The organism is Streptomyces sp. NBC_01591 (assembly GCF_035918155.1).
GTDB lineage: Bacteria > Actinomycetota > Actinomycetes > Streptomycetales > Streptomycetaceae > Streptomyces.
Map to the genome: position 1 here is coordinate 2,853,793 of NZ_CP109327.1, position 18,492 is coordinate 2,872,284.

Annotated in this window: 18 protein-coding genes; 12 read left to right on the forward strand and 6 right to left on the reverse strand. The window is 69.7% G+C overall.

What is annotated here, in order from left to right; genetic code table 11:
* Positions 1–87 precede the first annotated feature (87 nt).
* Positions 88–1,698, reverse strand: a complete 1,611-nt coding sequence (locus tag OG978_RS13350; RefSeq protein ID WP_326765439.1) for an MFS transporter — start codon at positions 1,696–1,698, stop codon at positions 88–90.
* 117 nt (positions 1,699–1,815) lie between these two features.
* Here OG978_RS13350 and OG978_RS13355 point away from each other — a divergent pair, with 117 nt between their 5' ends.
* The 5 genes from OG978_RS13355 to OG978_RS13375 all read left to right on the forward strand — a co-directional run bounded on the left by OG978_RS13355 (position 1,816) and on the right by OG978_RS13375 (position 7,160).
* Positions 1,816–2,481 (forward strand): TetR family transcriptional regulator, encoded by a 666-nt coding sequence (locus OG978_RS13355; protein ID WP_326765440.1) that lies wholly within the window; start codon positions 1,816–1,818, stop codon positions 2,479–2,481.
* A gap of 276 nt (positions 2,482–2,757) precedes the next feature.
* Positions 2,758–3,969 (forward strand): alpha/beta hydrolase, encoded by a 1,212-nt coding sequence (locus tag OG978_RS13360; protein ID WP_326765441.1) that lies wholly within the window; start codon positions 2,758–2,760, stop codon positions 3,967–3,969.
* 84 nt (positions 3,970–4,053) lie between these two features.
* Positions 4,054–5,022: a DUF4429 domain-containing protein gene (locus tag OG978_RS13365; RefSeq protein WP_326765442.1), complete on the forward strand. Its 969-nt coding sequence runs from the start codon at positions 4,054–4,056 to the stop codon at positions 5,020–5,022.
* A 111-nt stretch (positions 5,023–5,133) separates the two neighbouring features.
* Positions 5,134–6,480 (forward strand): sensor histidine kinase, encoded by a 1,347-nt coding sequence (locus OG978_RS13370; RefSeq protein WP_326765443.1) that lies wholly within the window; start codon positions 5,134–5,136, stop codon positions 6,478–6,480.
* Positions 6,477–7,160 (forward strand): response regulator transcription factor, encoded by a 684-nt coding sequence (locus OG978_RS13375; RefSeq protein WP_326765444.1) that lies wholly within the window; start codon positions 6,477–6,479, stop codon positions 7,158–7,160. Before OG978_RS13370 ends, OG978_RS13375 begins: the two co-directional genes overlap by 4 nt.
* 97 nt (positions 7,161–7,257) lie before the next feature.
* Here the strand turns inward: OG978_RS13375 and OG978_RS13380 are convergent, their stop codons facing one another.
* The 3 genes from OG978_RS13380 to OG978_RS13390 all read right to left on the reverse strand — a co-directional run bounded on the left by OG978_RS13380 (position 7,258) and on the right by OG978_RS13390 (position 9,413).
* Complete coding sequence (locus OG978_RS13380) at positions 7,258–7,836, reverse strand: hypothetical protein (RefSeq protein WP_326765445.1); 579 nt, start codon at positions 7,834–7,836, stop codon at positions 7,258–7,260.
* 87 nt (positions 7,837–7,923) lie between these two features.
* Positions 7,924–8,940, reverse strand: coding sequence for an aldo/keto reductase (locus tag OG978_RS13385; protein WP_326765446.1), 1,017 nt, complete (start codon positions 8,938–8,940; stop codon positions 7,924–7,926).
* The gene (locus OG978_RS13390; protein WP_326765447.1) at positions 8,940–9,413 is read right to left on the reverse strand and encodes a MerR family transcriptional regulator; all 474 of its coding nucleotides are present in this window, start codon (positions 9,411–9,413) and stop codon (positions 8,940–8,942) included. Before OG978_RS13390 ends, OG978_RS13385 begins: the two co-directional genes overlap by 1 nt.
* A gap of 117 nt (positions 9,414–9,530) precedes the next feature.
* Here OG978_RS13390 and OG978_RS13395 point away from each other — a divergent pair, with 117 nt between their 5' ends.
* The 4 genes from OG978_RS13395 to OG978_RS13410 all read left to right on the forward strand — a co-directional run bounded on the left by OG978_RS13395 (position 9,531) and on the right by OG978_RS13410 (position 14,944).
* A complete protein-coding gene (locus OG978_RS13395; protein ID WP_326765448.1) occupies positions 9,531–10,352 on the forward strand; it encodes a serine hydrolase domain-containing protein in 822 nt (273 codons plus the stop codon).
* A 565-nt stretch (positions 10,353–10,917) separates the two neighbouring features.
* The gene (locus OG978_RS13400; protein WP_326765449.1) at positions 10,918–11,469 is read left to right on the forward strand and encodes a toll/interleukin-1 receptor domain-containing protein; all 552 of its coding nucleotides are present in this window, start codon (positions 10,918–10,920) and stop codon (positions 11,467–11,469) included.
* Complete coding sequence (locus OG978_RS13405; protein ID WP_326770019.1) at positions 11,469–12,905, forward strand: TIR domain-containing protein; 1,437 nt, start codon at positions 11,469–11,471, stop codon at positions 12,903–12,905. The genes OG978_RS13400 and OG978_RS13405 overlap by 1 nt, the downstream gene beginning before the upstream one ends.
* Positions 12,902–14,944, forward strand: coding sequence for an SPFH domain-containing protein (locus OG978_RS13410; RefSeq protein WP_326765450.1), 2,043 nt, complete (start codon positions 12,902–12,904; stop codon positions 14,942–14,944). The genes OG978_RS13405 and OG978_RS13410 overlap by 4 nt, the downstream gene beginning before the upstream one ends.
* A gap of 220 nt (positions 14,945–15,164) precedes the next feature.
* Here the strand turns inward: OG978_RS13410 and OG978_RS13415 are convergent, their stop codons facing one another.
* The gene (locus OG978_RS13415) at positions 15,165–15,365 is read right to left on the reverse strand and encodes a hypothetical protein (protein WP_326765451.1); all 201 of its coding nucleotides are present in this window, start codon (positions 15,363–15,365) and stop codon (positions 15,165–15,167) included.
* 36 nt (positions 15,366–15,401) lie between these two features.
* Here OG978_RS13415 and OG978_RS13420 point away from each other — a divergent pair, with 36 nt between their 5' ends.
* Both OG978_RS13420 and OG978_RS13425 read left to right on the forward strand, forming a co-directional pair.
* Complete coding sequence (locus OG978_RS13420; protein WP_326765452.1) at positions 15,402–15,593, forward strand: hypothetical protein; 192 nt, start codon at positions 15,402–15,404, stop codon at positions 15,591–15,593.
* Positions 15,594–15,832: 239 nt separating this feature from the next.
* Positions 15,833–16,432 (forward strand): GNAT family N-acetyltransferase, encoded by a 600-nt coding sequence (locus OG978_RS13425; protein ID WP_326765453.1) that lies wholly within the window; start codon positions 15,833–15,835, stop codon positions 16,430–16,432.
* A gap of 1 nt (position 16,433) precedes the next feature.
* Here the strand turns inward: OG978_RS13425 and OG978_RS13430 are convergent, their stop codons facing one another.
* Positions 16,434–17,090: a pirin family protein gene (locus OG978_RS13430; RefSeq protein ID WP_326765454.1), complete on the reverse strand. Its 657-nt coding sequence runs from the start codon at positions 17,088–17,090 to the stop codon at positions 16,434–16,436.
* 116 nt (positions 17,091–17,206) lie between these two features.
* On the opposite strand from OG978_RS13430, the gene OG978_RS13435 reads away from it, so the two are divergent.
* The gene (locus tag OG978_RS13435; protein ID WP_326765455.1) at positions 17,207–18,406 is read left to right on the forward strand and encodes a PucR family transcriptional regulator; all 1,200 of its coding nucleotides are present in this window, start codon (positions 17,207–17,209) and stop codon (positions 18,404–18,406) included.
* Positions 18,407–18,492 lie beyond the last annotated feature (86 nt).

The following is an 18,492-nucleotide window of genomic DNA, read 5'->3' on the forward strand; positions in this document are numbered from 1 at the left end:
CAGCCCCGCCGGAACGGTCCGGCGGGGCTGTTGTACGCACTGTGTTGACGCGAGGGCGCGAGCCCGGGGCGTCGTCGTGGCGACCGGTCAGATGTGACCGGCGCCCGCGCCCGCCTCGGCATTCGCACCGCGCTTGGTGAGCGTGGCGACCAGCGCGGCGACCACCGCGACGACGCCGGCGACCATGAACGCCGTGCTCATCCCTGACACGAAGGTGTCATGGGCGACGCCCGCGATCTTGCCCGCGACCTCCGGCGGGACGTTCCCGCCCACCGGCGGGATGCCGACCTCGACGGCCGAGGACGCCTGGTCCAGCTGCTGCGGGCTCAGCGGCGGAAGCTCCGCCGCCTTCCAGTTGTCGCCCAGCTTGGAGTCGACCTGGGACGCCATGACGGCGCCGAGCACCGCCGTACCGAGGCTGCCGCCGACCTGCATGGCGGCCTGCTGCAGACCGCCCGCGACGCCGGAGAGCTCCATCGGGGCGTTGCCGACGATGACCTCGGTGGCGCCGACCATCACCGGGGCGAGGCCGAGGCCGAGCAGACCGAACCAGATCGACATGGTCAGGGTGCCGGTGCCGATGTCCAGCTGGGACATGCCGAACATGGCGACCGCCGTGCACACCATGCCGCCGACCAGCGGGACCCGCGGGCCGAACTTGGTGATCATGACGCCCGCGAGCGGCGAGGCGACGATCATCATGCCGGTCAGCGGCAGCAGGTGCAGTCCGCTGTCGACGGGGCTCAGACCGTGCACGTTCTGGAGATAGAAGGTCACGAAGAACAGCCCGCCCATGAAGGCGAAGGCCATCAGCACCATCAGGACCGTGCCCGCGGACAGCGGCACCGACCGGAACATCGCGAGCGGGATCAGCGGTTCCCTGACGTTCTTCTGGGAGAGGGCGAAGACCACGAACAGGGCCACGGCGGCGCCCAGGAAGCCGAGCGTCTTGTAGTCGCCCCAGCCCCACTCGGCGCCCTTGATGAGCGCCCAGATCAGACAGAACATCGCCTGCGACAGCAGCACGATGCCGCCGATGTCGAAGGAGCGCGGCGCGTTCTCGGCGCGGTGGTCCTTGAGGATCACCAGGCCCAGCACCAGCGCGATCACGCCGACCGGCACATTGATGAAGAAGACGGACTGCCAGCTGACGTGCTCGACGAGCACGCCGCCGAGGATCGGACCACCAGCGGTCGAGGCGCCGATCACCATGCCCCAGATGCCGATCGCCATGTTCAGCTTCTCGGCCGGGAAGGTGGCGCGCAGCAGGCCGAGCGCGGCGGGCATCAGCAGGGCGCCGAAGAGGCCCTGGAGCACCCGGAACACGATCACCAGGGCAACGCTGTCGGAGAGGCCGATGGCCCCGGATGCCGCGGCGAAGCCCACGACACCTATGAGGAAGGTCTGGCGGTGACCGAACCGGTCACCGAGCTTGCCCGCGGTGATCAGGGAGACCGCGAGGGCGAGCATGTAGCCGTTGGTGATCCACTGGACGTCTGCGAGCGAGGCGTTCAGGTCCTGCTGGATGGCGGGGTTGGCGATCGCGACGATCGTGCCGTCGAGCGCGACCATCATCACGCCGATGGCCACGGAGAAGAGCGTCAGCCAGGGGTGGCCGCGCAGCCCCTTGGCAGGTGCGGGAGCGGCGGCTTCCTGCGGCTCCCGCGACGCCTTGTCGACGGTGGTCTGACTAGTCATGCTCGGGAGATTAGTGTCAGCCTCTGACAGTTGACAAACCATTTCACAAGTCGGTAACTGTCACGTAGCTCACAGGTACGCTGAGCTGGACAAAGCAGGAGAAAGAAGGCCAGTTAAGTGACCGATGGGCAGCGGGCCGCGTATCCGACCGGACTGCGCGAACGGAAGAAGCGACGCACCCGGGACGCCCTGCTGCACGCCGCCCTCGATCTTTTCACCACCCAGGGGTACGACGAGACCACCGTCGACGAGATCGTCGACGCCGTGGAGGTCTCCCAGCGCACCTTCTTCCGTTACTTCGCCTCCAAGGAGGAGGCCGCCTTCGCCATCCAGGAGATGGTGGAGTCGCACTTCCTCTCGCAGCTGCGCCGACGCCCCGCTGCCGAGGCCCCGTTCGAGGCACTGCGCAACGCGGTCCTCTGTGCCTGGAACAGCCTCGGCGAGGTGATCGAGGAGATCATCACGGTCGAACTCCACATGCGTACGTACCGGATGATCGAGTCGACACCCTCGCTGCTCGCCGCCCATCTGCGCCGGTGCGCGGTCATGGAGAACCAGATCGCGCTGCTGATCGCCGGGCGCGAGGGGCTCGACGTGGACAAGGACCCACGGCCGAGGGTCGCCGTGGCCGCGTTCTGCGGGGTGATGCGGGTGACCGGCCAGCTCTGGGGGCGGGGCCGGGACGGCGGCGTGGATTCGCTGCGCGCCCTGACCGAGGCATACCTGGACCAGCTCGGGCCGGCACTGGCCGACAACTGGCGGGCGGACGCCGGACCGGCGTGACGGCAGGGACCTCTCCGGTGTGACGACAGGCCCCGCCCGGCGTGACGACAGGACTCCCCGCCCGGTGTGCCGCACGCCTCACTTCCGCGGCATGACCGACTTCACAACAGCCGTACCCAGGCGCCCACATGTGGCATCCGGGAGGCACTCCGCGCGCCTGAGCGTACGTACGACAACCACACAGCGTGAAAAGCATGACGCCGAATTCCCCGCAGCCGAGTGATGTGCGTCACCCTCTTCACGGCTGCCGTCCCGCGTCTCCTAATGTGGGCCGAAGTGACTTCCTTCGACTCCTCCCCCACACTCACCGCATGGCGCGCGCTGCTCGCCGTCGCGGTCGTGTTCGTGATGCTGGCGACCACTGGTTGGACCGCCGTACGTCACCAGCACTCCGACGAGCCACGCAGCCTCGCACTGGCCGCCTGGGCGCGGGGCCGGGTGGCGGGTCATACGCTGCCGAACACCGACGCGCCGCCGCACCGGCTGGCCCATTTCTTCGCCACGCTCACGGCCGCGCAGCGCACCGGACTGGCCGACAAGTACCCCTTGGTCGTGGGCAACCTGAACGGTGCGCCGGTCACCCTGCGCTACCGCGCCAATCGGCGGGCCGTGGTGCAGGCGCGGAAGGTCGAGCAGCAACGCATGCACGATGTGCGGCTCTCCCCCGACGGCCGCGCCGAGGCCGTCCGCCGGATGCGCCGCTTCGAATCGATGCTCGCCCGCGGCCGCCACTTCCTCGCCTTCGACCCGTCCGGGAAGGGCCGCGCCGCGGAGGTGTTCGGCAGTCTCGACCGGGCCGATCGGGTCTCCGTGATCGTCCCCGGCGTCGACACCAGTCTGCTGACGCTGGAGCGGTCCGAGCCCAAGGTGAACGCCGCCCCGGTGGGGATGGCGAAGTCGCTGTACGCGGCGGAGCGCGCCGCGCGCCCCGCCACCCGTACCGCCGTCATCGCCTGGGCCGACTACACCACGCCCGCCGGTATCGGCATGGACGCGGCCCTGGGCAACCTCGCCGAGCGCGGGGCGGTGCGGCTGAACGCGCTGGTGGAAGCGCTGCCCGGGGACGCCCCGGTCTCGCTGTTCTGCCACAGCTACGGCTCGGTGCTCTGCGGGGTCGCCGCACATGAACTGCCCTCCAGGGTCGGTGACATCGCGGTGGCCGGCAGCCCCGGCATGCGGGTGGAGAACGCCGCGCAGCTGCGCACCGGGGCCAGGGTGTGGGCGATGCGCGATCGCGACGACTGGATCGAGGACGTACCGAACCTGGAGCTCGGCGGCCTGGGCCACGGGGCCGACCCGGTCGACCCGGGCTTCGGCGCGCGTATCGTCTCGGCGGGCGACGCGGTCGGCCACAGCGGCTATTTCGAGCCGGGGACCGAGAGCCTCGGCAACTTCGCCGCCATCGGCGTGGGCGCCTACGAATCGGTGAGCTGCGCAGTCTCCGACAGCGCCTGCCGCGAACGAATCACCGGAAGCCGGGCCATCTGACGGGCGCAGGGGCCTTGGCAGGCCATCGAATCGCAGCTTGCGCAGGGGGGACGTGTGGGGCAAGTGCCGCATACGATGAGGTACATGGGTGATGTGCTGGCCGGAATTCATGCCACCTGGGAGTTCGACACCGACTCCGTGCTCATCCGCTTCGAACGGGGGATCCGCACGCCGAAGCTCTTCCAGAGCCTGCGTGAACGACGCGTACCGCACGCGGCGCTGTCGTCGGTGACGCTGACCCCGGGCAAGCGGGGCACGGTGGTCCTGCGTGCCGTGCCGAGACGGGGTGCCGACCCGTTGGTCGAGGCTGCGGCCGGGCAGCTGAAGGACGGCTGCGATCCGTACCGGCTGGTGCTCCCCGCCGAGCGCGAGACGCTGGCCGAGTACTACGCGGACGAACTGCGCGCCCGGCTCGGCCCCGACGCGGCGGAGCCCGCCGACCGGTTCCTGGTCGCGGCGCCCGAGGCACCGATGCAGTTCAAGGCGTACGACGGCCGGGCCGGCTTCGACGGGCAACGGGTCTCCTTCCGCTGGTTCTGGACGGGCGCCTCCACGGCGAAGTGGAAGGCCGGCGACCAGACGTTCCCGGTGACGGAACTGAGCGGTGTCGAGTGGCGCTCGCCGGAGGCGTTCGAGGGCTACCTGCGGCTGCTGCCGAGGGGCCTGGAGACCGCGGTCCCGGGTCCGGGCCCGGGCGCGGGCCCCGACCGGAACAGTGGTTCGGGCCTGGTCGCGGATCCGGGTACGGTGCACGGCCCGCAGCCGATGGTGCCCCGCCCCACCCGGGCCGACCAGGACCCGGCCGCGGTGGTGTTCGGCCTCGGTTACGGCCCGGTGCACGAGTCGCTGCCGTTCGCCGCGGCCGTGCTGGAATCGGTGCGCAGGAACCATTCCTCTGCCGCCACGCCCGCCGCCGTCCTGGCGGGCGCCGGACGGCGCGACCCCGCGGACATCGCGGAGCGAATCCGGCACCTCGGGGAGCTGCACCAGGCCGGTCTGGTGACGGACGACGAGTTCAGCGCCAAGAAGGCCCAGCTGCTCGCCGAGTTGTAGGGCCTGTCCGGCGGATCGTGCCGGTAGTACTCCCGTACGAGAAGCCCGGCGGCGAACCGAAACCCCGGTATGACGCCACCGGGCAGGTCCGCTGCCTACGCTGATGCCGCAATGACCACTTCCCCGCCCCAAGCTGCGCCCGAGGCGCCGCCGCGCCCGCAGCCCGCCGCCGACGGGCTGGTGAGCGCCGCCCGCCGCAATCTGCGCGAGATCACCCACGGTCTCGCCCACCCGTCCCATCCCCCGGTCCCGCCGCTCGCGAACGCGTCCAAACGGGGGCGGAGGCTGCTGCCGTACATGGCCGTCCTCATCCTCGCGGCGATCTTCGTTCCGGTCACGCTCAATGTGCTGACCAACGAATACGGCATGGCCGAGGGGCTGGCGGGCCTGCTGACCGTCGCCCAGACGGCGCCGCTGCTGATGCTGGCGCACCGCCCGTTGCAGGCGTGGTGGATCATCTTCCCCGCCGACATCGTGGGGGCGCTGGTACTGCTGCAGTACCCGGAACCGCAGATGGGCATCTGGCCGTGGCCGCCGCCGATACTGATCGGCTACCTCTTCGTGATGCTGGCGGTGGCCCTGCGCGAGACCCGCCGGACCGTGGTCTCCGTCTGGGCGCTGACCTCCGTGGCGAGCCTGGTCCTGCACCTGGGCGGCACGGACCGCAGCAACGGCACCGCGGGACTGCTTCCGGCGCTCGGCGTGGTGTTCATGGTGATCGGTGCGGTGATCCGGGAACGGGGCGACGCGCAGCGCCGGCTCGCCGAGCAGGAGACCATCAGCGAGGCCGAGCGGGCGCAGCGGACACTGCTGGAGGAGCGCACCAGGATCGCCCGCGAGCTGCACGACGTGGTCGCGCACCACATGTCCGTGATCACGGTCCAGGCCGACTCCGCGCCCTACCGGATCAGCGGGCTGCCCGAGGAGGCGCACGAGGAGTTCGCGGCGATCGCGGCGAGCGCCCGGGAGTCGCTGACGGAGATGCGGCGGCTGCTGGCGGTGCTGCGCAGCGACGGCACGCAGGGCGAGCGGGCGCCGCAGCCGGGGCTCGACCGGGTGCAGCAGCTGGTGGAGGCGACGGTGCGGGCGGGGCTGCCGGCCGAACTGTCGCTGTCCGCCCAACTGCCCGACGTACCGCAGGCGGTGGACCTGTCGGCGTACCGGATCGTGCAGGAGGCCCTGGCCAACGTGCTCCGCCACGCCCCCGGTGCGCGGACCCGGATATCGATCACGTCCGACGGCGCGCATCTGACCGTCCTGGTGGTCAACGACCGGGCGGAGCAGCCCGATTCGCCGTTGGAGACGGCCGGGACCGGGCACGGCCTGGTCGGTATGCGCGAACGCGTACGGTTGACCGGCGGCACGCTGGACACCGGACCGCTGCCCGACGGCGGCTTCCGGGTGGCCGCCCGACTGCCCCTGACCCCTGTCACACCCACGGCCTCGGAGGACTCTTGACCATCCGCGTGATCATCGTCGACGACCAGGCCATGGTGCGGGCGGGGTTCGCGGCGCTGCTCTCGGCACAGAGCGACATCGACGTGGTCGGTGAGGCGCCGGACGGGCGCCAGGGCATCGACGTCAGCCGGAACGTCCACCCGGACGTGGTCCTGATGGATGTCCGGATGCCCGAGATGGACGGCCTGGCGGCGGCCCGCGAGCTGCTGAACCCGCCGCCGGGGGTGGTGCACCGGCCAAAGGTGCTGATGCTCACCACGTTCGACGTGGACGACTACGTGTACGAGGCGCTGCGCGCCGGGGCCTCCGGCTTCCTGCTGAAGGACGCGCCGCCCGCGGACCTGATCGCGGCGGTGCGGGTGGTCGCGGCGGGCGAGGCGCTGCTCGCGCCGTCCGTGACGCGCCGCCTGATCGCGGACTTCGCCCGGCAGGGTCCGACCGGGGCCACCCGGAGCGGCCAGTCACTGCGGCTGAACGGGCTGACTCCGCGCGAGACGGAGGTACTCGAACTGATCGCGCGGGGCCTGTCCAACCAGGAGATCGCGGGGAAGCTGGTGCTGGCCGAGCAGACGGTGAAGACGCACATCGGGCGGGTACTGGCCAAGCTGGACCTGCGGGACCGGGCGCAGGCGGTGATCTTCGCGTACGAGGCGGGGGTGGTGGTGCCGGGCGAGGGGTGAGGGGCGAGGGTCCGATCTCATTTCAGATCCGCGAGGCTCACGGCGTAGAGACGGCATTGCTTCGGACCCTGGTCCTCCGGGTTCTTGACGAAGCCTGTCACGCCACCGGACCCATCGGGTAGAAGTCCGGTTGCGGGAACAGCCGCGCGATGGAGAAGGGCTCGAAATCCGGGTCCGTCAGAACACGGTGGACGAACTCAGAGGTGGACATGTTCACCTCGTGCCAGGGGTAGGGGTCGCCCTGCGTGACGATTGGCCAGGTAGCCGGGTCCTCCTCCGCGGTTGCCAGCCAGAAGTAGCTGCACTCCATCTCTCCGAAGGCCCACGGAATGATGCCTCGGCGACCGGGCCGGTAGATCTGGTACGGCTTGAAGACGGGATCGGGCCCATCCTCGGGGCTGCTGTCGAGGTACGTGCGCCAGATGCGGGTCAGGTCGAACTGTCTCGTGGCGTCGACGCACAGAACATGCATGAACTGCGAGAATTCTCCCTTGCCGAACGTTTCGGCAAGTTTCTTGTAATCCTCGGGCAGCGCCGTACCGAGATCTTCCTCAATGCTGTTCCAGGGGAGTTCCAGCCGCAGGGGCTCCCAGTTCGTGGCCTCAGCGATTCGCTCGACCCACATTCTTTCCACACCCCGTTCGCAGACCGGTACCGGCGACGCGCCGTACCCCATTGCCCCAGCTTCGCCCCAGGCACGGACTGGCTCCGCGCCTTCGCCACGATCACCGAGGGGAAGGCGCGGTGAGCCCCGAGCGGCCGGTTACTCGCGCGCCGCGGACGTCGAGCTCATGTCCGGGTAACGGTCCCCCGCCACCAGCCCCGCGATCGGCTCCAGCTGTGCCAGCTCCTCGGCCGTCAGCGTGAGCCGGGTGGCGGCCACGTTCTCCAGCAGCCGGCTGCTCTTGCGGGTGCCCGGGATCGGCACCACGGTCAGCCCGTGCACCTGGGCCCGCTGCTGCACCCAGGCGAGCGCCACCTGCGCGGCCGACGCCCCGTGCGCCGCCGCGATCTTGTGGACGGGCTCCAGCAGGGCTGCGTTCGTCTTCGCGTTCTCGCCGGTGAAGCGGGGCTGGTACTTGCGGAAGTCGCCCTCCGACAGGTCCTTTGCCGCGTCCGTGAACGCCCCGGTCAGGAAGCCCCGGCCGAGCGGCGAGTACGGCACGAGGGTCACCCCGAGCTCGACGGCGGCCGGTACGGCGCTGCGCTCGACGTCCCGGCTGAAGAGCGACCACTCGGACTGCAGGGCCGCGATCGGGTGCACCGCGTGCGCCTCGCGCAGCTCCGCGCCGGTCACCTCGCTCAGCCCGAGCTGCTTGACCTTGCCCTGCTGGACCAGCTCGGCCATCGCGCCGACGGACTCGGCCAGCGGGACGGCCGGGTCGCGGCGGTGCATGTAGTAGAGGTCGATGACCTCGGTGTTCAGCCGTCGCAGGCTGTCCTCGACGGCCCGGCGGATGTACGCGGGGTCGTTGCGCACCCCCCGGTAGTGCGGGTCGTCGTCCTTGCGCTCGATGGCGAACTTCGTGGCCAGCGTGATCTCGTCCCGGTGCGCCCCGACGAACGGGGCGAGGAAGGTCTCGTTGGCGCCGCTGCCGTAGATGTCCGCGGTGTCGAAGAGGGTGACGCCGGCCGCCCGCGCCGTCTCCAGCGTCTCGCGGGCTGCGGACTCGTCGGTGTCGCCGTAGAACTCGCTCATGCCCATGCAGCCGAGTCCCTGCACGCCGACCTGCGGGCCGCCGTTGCCGAGCTCCACGGTGGTGATCTTGTCGCCATTCATCAGGCACTGGGCCTCTCCGGCGCCCGTCGGGCGCCCGCATAGAAGTCGATCTTGTAGTCGAGCACGGCGAGGGTGTCCTGGAGCTCCGCGATCCGCGTGATCACATCGCGGCGGGTCGCCTCCAGCAGCTCCTGCCGTTCCTCGAAGGTGTGCTCGCCCTCGCGCAGCAGCTCCGCGTACCGGACCATGTCGGCGACCGGCATCCCGGTCAGCCGCAGCTTGCCGACGAAGGCCAGCCAGTCCAGGTCTCGGTTGGTGAAGCGGCGCTGGCCGGTGTGGGACCGGTCGACGTGCGGCATCAGCCCGATCCGCTCGTACCAGCGCAGGGTGTGCGCGGTGAGCCCGGTGAAGGCCGCGACCTCACTGATGGTGTACCGGTCCTGACCCTCGGGACGCGGATGCGCCTGCGGGGCCGTGGCGCAGGCGTCCACCTTCACGGAAGTGTTCGCTGAAGCGCTCTCCATCACCGTCATGCCCTCCACGCTAGAACCTTGGAGTGCACTCGAAGCAAGCGCAATCGGGGACGGGCTCCGGCAGACCACCGGCCACCGCCTCCTCGCCGCTCCACGGCGCCCCTTAGGCTCGTACGCATGCAGAGCCTGGCGATGATCGACAACTGGCCCGTCCCCACCGCGGCGGCTGCCGTCGTACGAGCGGACGGCACCGTTCTCGGTACGCACGGCCCGACCGCGCACCGCTTCCCGCTCGCCTCCGTCACCAAGCCGATCGCGGCCTACGCGGCGCTGGTGGCATACGAGGAGGGCGCGATCGAGCTCGACGAGCCGGCGGGGCCGCAGGGGTCCACCATCCGGCACCTGCTCGCGCACACCAGCGGGCTCGCCTTCGACGAGCACCGTACGACGGCCGCGCCCGGCACCCGCCGGCTCTACTCCAACGCGGGCTTCGAGGTGCTCGGCGACCACATCGCCAAGGCCACCGACATCCCGTTCCCGGAGTACGTGCGCCAGGCGGTGCTGGAACCGCTGGGCATGACGGCGACCACGGTGGACGGCTCGCCCGCCAAGGACGGCATCTCGACCGTCGACGATCTCGTACGGTTCGCGGCGGAGGTGCAGGTGCCCCAACTGCTCGACCCGCACACCGTGCTGGCCGCGCAAACCGTCGTACACCCCGGCCTGAAGGGCGTGCTGCCGGGCTACGGTCACCAGAACCCCAACGACTGGGGGCTCGGCTTCGAGATCCGCGACTCCAAGTCCCCGCACTGGACGGGCAGTTCCTCGTCGCCCGCGACCTTCGGCCACTTCGGGCAGTCGGGGACGTTCCTGTGGATCGACCCGGTCGCGGGCGCGGCGTGCGTCGCGCTGACCGACCGGCCCTTCGGCCCGTGGGCCGTGGAGGCATGGCCGCCGTTCACGGACGCGGTGCTCGCGGAGCTCCGCTCCGCCCGCTGACGCGGGGCGCCGCCGCCACCCGGCGTCCCGACTCGGACCGGCGAGTCGGGGCCTGCGCAGGAGAGCCCCGGTGATCCCGGTCCCACCGCACTCGCCCCGCCCCACGCCTTGGTCAAGGCGACCGGCACGCTCGTCGTCACTCGCGAGGGTGACCCGCGGTGCGAACCGCCTCCGCATCAGCACGCGCTGGTCACCCTGAAGCACCCGCGCAGGCACGACGCCCTCGCTCGCGTCTCGGCCAATTTTCGGAGTATCCGTCGGCACTCCCCCCACCTGTGTCACGACCACCGCCGGGTTGCTCGCCGAGGGCACTTCGGGGCCGTGGAAACCTGCGCACTCCGGCACGTCAGCCAATGCCTGGCCCGACCGGAAACACCCACTGGCAGGAACCGACACGACGTCACGAACGCACGATCAACCCGGCCATACTCCTGAACAACGAGGCCAGGCCACCGTCTCATTGGCCATCGCCGGGGAAGACCACCCACACGCAACGCGCCAAGAATTTGCGGTTGACTGGCCAACGGGCTGCGGACCGCACGGGTCCGCCACTAGCCTTTCCGGCATGGGTCTTGAGGAGTGGGGGCTGGTGGTGGGCGTGGTTGGCACGGTTGCTGCGGTCGTCTCAACCGGTATCGAGGTACGTGGCCGAATGTCCCGCAGACGGTCTGCCGCCCCTGCCTCTCCTCCCATGAACCGGGGCGGAAGATATGACGTATTCATTTCCTACGCCGAAGCGGACAGCGAAGCGGCGGAGACACTCGCCGGTCGACTTTCCGCCGAAGGGCTGCGTATTTTTCTGGCCAAGTGGATCGGACCTGGTCTTGTGGAAAGTCTGGAAAAGGAAGCGGCTCTGAGTTCCTCGGCCAACGGAATCCTCGTCTTCAGCACCGCGACCATGAACGACTCCGCGATCCGCGACGAGTACGCCGCCCTGCTCGACCGTGCGCACACAGGCGGCCGTCGGTTCATCCCCGTGCTGGTGGAGGACGTGGAGCTGCCACCCTTCGCCCGTATTCGCAGGCCGGTGGATCTACGAGACCCGGGCAGTGCCCCATTCGACGACAGCCTCGCCATGCTGGTGCGAGCCATGCAGCCCCGGAGCGATGCCACCTGATCGACGTATTCCTCTCCTACTCCCCCGAGGACGCCGCCTGGGTGAGAAAGCTGGCCGGCGGCCTCTCCCGGCGTGGGCTGAAGGTTTTCTTCGACGAGTGGGATGTGCTCCCCGGAGATGTGGTCGTGCGCCGAACCGACGCGGCGATCAGCGACACGGCGTGCGCCATCATGGTCATCAGTCCGGCTTCGACGACGTCACCGCGGGCGCTTGAGGAATACGCGGCCCTGGCCACGGCCGGAGCGACGCGGAACCTGCGGTTCATTCCCGTACTGATCGGCGACACCGCCCTCCCGCCTTTCGCCGCCAACCGGGTCTGGCGCGACTTCAGGAACGTGGACGAACAGGAATACGAGGGCAAGATCGAGGAACTCTTCGCAGTCATTCTGGGCGAGACGGAGCGAGAGGCCCCGGGTGACTCCGGTACACCGCTGCGGGAGGAGAACATGGCGGCGGCATTGCCGTCGCCGCCCCGCCCTCTCACCTCGCCGGACCAGCGCGCTTTCGTGCTCTGTTACGCCGCGGCCGACGCGGCCTACGGCCTGGCGCTCGCCGGCCAGTTGAGATCCGCCGGGCTGCCCGTGTGGTCGGCCGCCGATCTCCGGCCCGGGGATTCCCAGTTCTGGACGATCCGGCGACAACTGGCCTTTGCCGCAGCCGTTGTCGTGCTGATGTCGCCGCACTCACAGGATTCCGACGACATCACCAGCATGATCCTCGAAGGAATGCTGCACCAGCGTCCCTTCTTCCCCGTCCTGCTGGAAGGGCAACGCAATTACCACCTGGCGCACACCTGGTACGCCGACGCACGCGACGGCCGGCTGCTGAGCCCGGCCGAACTCGACCTGCTGCGGGACCTGGACGCCGCGCCGGACGCCGGTCAGCCGGGCGCCCCCTCGCCGGTGTTCCCGGCCCCGCTCGCCCGCCCGGCGGTGGGGACGGTACGGGTCCCGCCGGCCGTTTCCCTCGAACGCCTGAACACCTACCTGCGCGATGGGGAGTTCGCGCACGCCGACCTCCAGACCACTGCCGTCGTCCTGGAGGCGGCGGACCGGCTCGACGAGGGGTGGGTGGGCGCGCGGCACTTACGCACGATTCCCTCCTCGGTGCTGGCCGGTATCGACGCGGTGTGGGCGGACCATTCGCACGGGAGGCAAGGATTCCGCGCCCAGGCGGCGCTGGCCCCGGTGCGCCGTGCGCGGCACGCGGACTTCCTCGCACTGTCGGTGGCCTGCGGCTGGCGGAGTTCCGCGGAGACCGCCGTGCTGCGGCGCTACCGCGAGTTCACCGACCTGGCAGGACCCGGTCCCCGCAGCGGGTTCTATCCCACCCTGCGCAATCCGCAGAACGAAATCTTCCTCAATTGGTACGACCAGTGGACCGCCACGGTCCTGGCCGTCCAAATGCACCCTCGGAGCGGAAGGAACAGCAGGTGAATCTGACTGTCTTCGTGATCGGGTTCTTTGTCGCCGCGCATTTCGGGAAACCCGAGGGTTACGTACTTTTGGGCATATTTGGCATCGTCGTTCTTGCCCGCCGTGCCGTACGTCAGCACCGCAGACGCGAAGAGCAGGGTGAGAACTGGAGAAACAACGGATGCGCAGAAGCGGGCCTCATCATGGCCTTGATTTCATTGACTGGCGAGAAGCTGTCGGAGGTGGATTCCTTGGTCATTTTCCTGGTTGTCCTGGTTATTGTGCTGCTGATCGCCGCTCTCGTCGCGTGGGGCGGCTACCGCGCCGTCCCCGCCGACCATGTCGGTATCGTGCGCCGGGTCCGGGGTTCCAGTCATCCGGAATTCCGGCACATCACACCGCACAACACCCGGGGAATCCTGGCGCGTACGCTGCTGCCGGACCGTTCCAGTTGGCTCATGCCCACGCTCTACGACGTCGAGTTCGTACCCCGGACGCGGGTGGCCGAGGACAAGATCGGTCTGGTCACGGCCAAGGCGGGGAAGATGCGGCCGACGAACCGCTCCGTGGCCCTGTCCGTGGAATGCAACAACTTCCAGGACGGCCAGGCCTTTCTGCTGAACGGAGGGGAGCAGGGCAAACAGGTCGACACCCTGGCCCACGGCCAGACCTACGACATCAACACGAAACTCTTCAAGGTCAAGCAGGTGGACCGTGTCCACGTCCCCCCGGGCACGATCGGTCTGGTGAATGCGAAGGCGGGCGAGATCCGGCCGCCCGGCAGTCTCTTCAGTCCGCACGTGGAGTGCGACAACTTCCAGAACGGCGGCCGGTTCCTCGCCGGTGGCGGTGAACAGGGCAGGCAGTTGGCCATTCTGCAAGGAGGCGCCTACTACAACATCAATCCGGCGCTGTTCGACGTTGTCACCGTCGACAATGTCCGAAAGAAGGGGGGAGAACTGACGGCCCAGCACCTGCAGGAGATCTCCATTCCCATCGGCTACACCGGAGTGGTGATCACGCTCGACGGCGCGGAGCCGGGGTCGTCCGATCAGCTCGGGCCGCGTATTCCCGGACATCAGGGCTTTCAACTGCCGTGGGTGTTCCTGCAGAACGGTGGGCACCGGGGCGTGCAGGAGGAAACCCTCCGCGAGGGCACGGTCTGTGCGCTCAATCCGTACTTCGTCCGTGTCGTGCTGATCCCGACGCGTCTGCTCATTCTGGAATGGAACGACAAGACCCCGGCGGAGTCCCGGAACTACGACGCGCATCTGGGCCGGATCGCGGTCACGGTCCAGGGCCACCGGCTACTCGTGGAAATGAGCCAGACACTGCAGATTCCGCCGGAATCCGCGCCCATTCTGGTCAGCAAGAACGGCGGAAGCCAGACGACGGGCCTCGGCGGCCTCGACCCGGACCCGCTCCCCGTCCAGCGATTCGTGGAACGGGTGCTGGGCGCCATCGTCGCCTCGTACTTCAACGAGATCGCCGCCGCGGCCACCGTCAAGGAGTTCCTGGAGGCGTACGCCGAAACCCGGACCGAACTGGCCTCGCAGGTACACACCTCGCTGCAGGCGTGGGGCGTGGAGGTCCGGAACACCACCCTCGGTGAGTTCAGGGCCGAGGACCCGATGCTCAACGAGATCCTCAAGAGGCCGGCCCACGAGCAGATGCGCAGTGAACTGCTCGACCTGGAGCTGGCCAACGCGGAACGCGAAGACGCCATCGACGTGGTGCGGGTACAGGCCGAGAACCGACGCATGGCCCTGGATCTCAAGGCCCGCATCGACGTACTGGGACTGAACAACGTCATGGTGCTGGAGATGCTCGCGGAGATCACCAAGGCGCCCGTTCCGCAGTTCATCGGAGGCGGTGACCTCTCCGCCTACCTGGAGACGCAGCCGATCGCGCGGCTGGAAGAACTGCTGGACAAGATGCAGAGCCTGCATGGGGAGGCCGCTATCGCCGGTGACGCCCGGCCTTCGCTGACCAAGGGGGACATCCAGGCAGACCTCCCGGCCCAGGCCGACGTCCGGGATGTCCCGGAGGACGCCGGGTAGGGCGTGCGGTGCCGCTCGCGGGCGGCCCCTGCTCGTCCGTGGCGCAGCAGAACTCGCTCATCCCCATGCAGCCGAGCCCCTGCGCACCGACCCGGGGCCGCCACGAGCGGAGTCAGGGCCTGAGTTTCGGCTTGTGCACGCTTGGCCGCGTGCCCTCTCCGTTCAACGTGACACTTACCTCCTCACCTGTCACGTCGTAAAAGCACACCCACGTCGGCGGTCATGCGCGACCCTCCGACGGAGCCGTGCTCATGCCCCGTGACTCGGCGACGGCCGCCGCCGCGCGCACCAGCGCGGCCACACCGCGGCTGCGGGAGCGCTCCGGCCAGGCGATGACCAGTGCTGCGGAAGGGCAGTCCTCGATGAGGACGTAGGTCACCCCCGGCCGGGGATATCGGGCGGCGACGGACTTCGGGAGCACGGTCGTCGTCGTGCCGAGGCCGACGAAGGCGAGCAGTTGCGCGAGATCGTGTACGCCGTGCTCGTCGATGTCCCGCTCTGCCCGTTCGTCGACTTCCTCGGGGGTGACACCGAGGTCGGCGAACAGGACCCGGGAGGCGGGCGCGAGGGCGTGGTCCGCAGGCAGCGCCGCGACGCGGGGTTCGGGGTGACGGGGCTGCGTGGCAAGACGGTGCTACAGGTGAGCTGAGCCCGGATCCGACTGAACGACGAAGGGGCCCGGGGACGACCGACCGTCGTCCCCGGAACCATGGGCGCGTTCGGAGTCTCGTGCGCGCGTCTGAAGCCTTCCGGAAGGGTGCACGGGGTGGTGGCCCCTCCATCACTACGCGGACCATGCCGGTGCGGGCCAGGTACACGAGGGCAGAATCGGCCGGCCTGCCGGACAGAGAGGCATGGCCGACTCGACACCCGCTACTCTCCTCGGCCATGGCCGACATAGTCCGCGCTACCGCCGCCGACGTCCCCGCGCTCGCCTCCGTGCTCGCCAGTGCCTACGCCGAGGATCCCGTCTGGAGCTGGCTGATGCCGCGCGACCGGGACCGGCGGCTGCGGCTGCTGTTCACCGCGCATCTGGCCCAGCAGGTCCCGGCCGGCCGGGTGTGGACAGATCCGGAGCGCACCGTCGCGGCGGTGTGGGCGGAGCCCGGGAAGTGGAAGCTGCCGGTGACGTACCTGCTGCGCAACGCGGGGCCGCTCGTACGCGCGACAAGGGCTCAACTCCCGCGTACCGCTGGCCGGTTGTTCACCATGGAGCACCGCCACCCGGCCGGTCCCGAGCACTGGTACGTCGAGTACATCGGCACCCACGCGGACGCGCGCGGCACGGGGCGCGGGGCGCGGGTGCTGGGTGGGCTGCTGGAGCGGGCGGACGCGGACGGGCGGCCGGTGTTCCTGGAGTCCAGCAACCGCCGCAACCTCACCTTCTACCGGCGGCACGGATTCGCCGTGCACGAGGAGATGACGTTCCGTGCCGGGCCGCCGATGTGGTCGATGTGGCGCCGGGGCGACGAGCGGCAGTCGCGGTAGTTCAGGCCGACAGTTCCCAGATCAGGATCTCGGCCGATCCGGTCGCCACCAGCTCCAGCCCCGCCTCGCCGGTGATCCGTAGCGAGTCGCCCGGCTCCAGCTCCTCGTCGCCGAGCCGTACGCCCCCGGCCACCACATGGACGTACACCCGCGCCGCATCCGGCACCGCCGCGCGCTCCCCCGCGCCCAGCCTGCGCACATGCAGCATCGCACCGGCCGCCGGGAGGGCGTACGGGGTGGAGTCGGCGATGCCGGGGACGGTCGTGTACGAGGGTTCGCCGCCGGGTTCGAGCGGTGCCAGCCACATCTGGATGAACGTCAGCGGGGCGTCCCCGTCGTTGCGTTCGACGTGGCGCACGCCGGACGCGGCGCTGAGGTGCTGGAGGTCACCGGGCCGTACGACCGTGGCGTGGCCGGTGGAGTCGCGGTGGGTCAGCTCGCCCTCGACGACCCAGGTGACGATCTCCGTATGGCTGTGAGGGTGTTCCTCGAAACCCGCGCCGCGCTCCAGCCGCTCCGAGTTGCACGCCAGGATCGCGCCGAAGCGCAGATTGTCCGGGTCGTAGAAGCCGCCGAAGGAGAAGGCGTGCCGGGACAGGATGCCGGCGTCCTGATCCCCGCCCAGGAAGCGGTCTTCGGCTCGGTGTACGGAAATCACCTGCCCACGGTAACCGGGCGGGCGCGCGACCGGATCCCCCGACTGCTACCCGTCGGTACGACCCGCGGTCGCCCCGGCCCTCCGTGCCGGTCGCCCGATAAGGCAATCTTGTCTCCGTGCCCCGACCCGATCCTGAGCAGCCCGCTGCGAACGCCGCCCACCTGCATGCCGCGACCCTGAAGCGCCTGGAACAGTCCTCCGGCCGGCTCGCCGCGAACGCGATCGCCCGCATGGACGAGTCGTTGCCGTGGTACCGGGCGATGCCACCGGAGAACCGGTCGTGGATCGGACTGGTGGCCCAGGCCGGTATCGCGGCGTTCACCGAGTGGTTCCGGCACCCGGAGACCCCGCAGGCCATCTCCACCGATGTGTTCGGCACGGCTCCGCGTGAGCTGACCCGGGCGATCACCCTGCGGCAGACCGTCGAGATGGTGCGTACGACGATCGAGGTCATGGAGGCCGCGATCGAGGAGGTCGCGGCGCCCGGCGACGAGTCGGTGCTGCGCGAGGCGCTGCTCGTCTACGCCCGGGAGATCGCCTTCGCGACCGCCCAGGTGTACGCGCAGGCCGCCGAGGCGCGCGGCGCCTGGGACGCCCGGCTGGAATCGCTCGTGGTGAACGCGGTGCTGTCCGGCGAGGCCGACGAGGGTGCCGTGTCACGTGCCGCGGCGCTCGGCTGGAACTCCCCCGAGCACGTCTGTGTGGTGCTCGGTACGGCCCCGGACGGCGACAGCGAGCTGACCGTGGAGGCGATCAGGCGGGCCGCCCGGCACGCGAAGCTCCAGGTCCTGACCGGGGTGCTCGGCAACCGCCTGGTCGTCATCGCGGGCGGCAGTGACAACCCGCTGCATGTCGCGAAGGCGCTGATCGGCCCGTATGCGGCGGGCCCCGTCGTCGCCGGCCCCGTGGTGCCCGACCTACTGGCGGCCACCCGGTCCGCGCAGGCCGCGGCCGCCGGGCTCAAGGCGTGCGGTGCCTGGCAGGACGCCCCCCGGCCGGTCCTCGCCGACGATCTGCTGCCGGAGCGCGCGATGGCGGGCGACCCCGCCGCGCGGGACCAGTTGGTGGAGGAGATCTACAGACCGCTGGAAGAAGCGGGCTCCGCCCTGCTCGAAACACTGAGTGTGTATCTGGAACAGGCGAGCAGCCTGGAGGGCGCGGCCAGAATGCTCTTCGTCCACCCGAACACCGTGCGCTACCGGCTCCGACGTGTGACAGACGTCACCGGATGGTCACCGTCCGACGTCCGCTCGGCGTTCACGCTGCGGATCGCCCTGATTCTGGGGCGCTTGGCCGCGAGAGATCCTCAGTCCTAGACTTTTGTCGGACATCAACAATTCCCCATACGGTTCTTCGTCCCTGTCCCCACGGGTGTTCCGGACCGTTCACAAGAGAGAGTGTG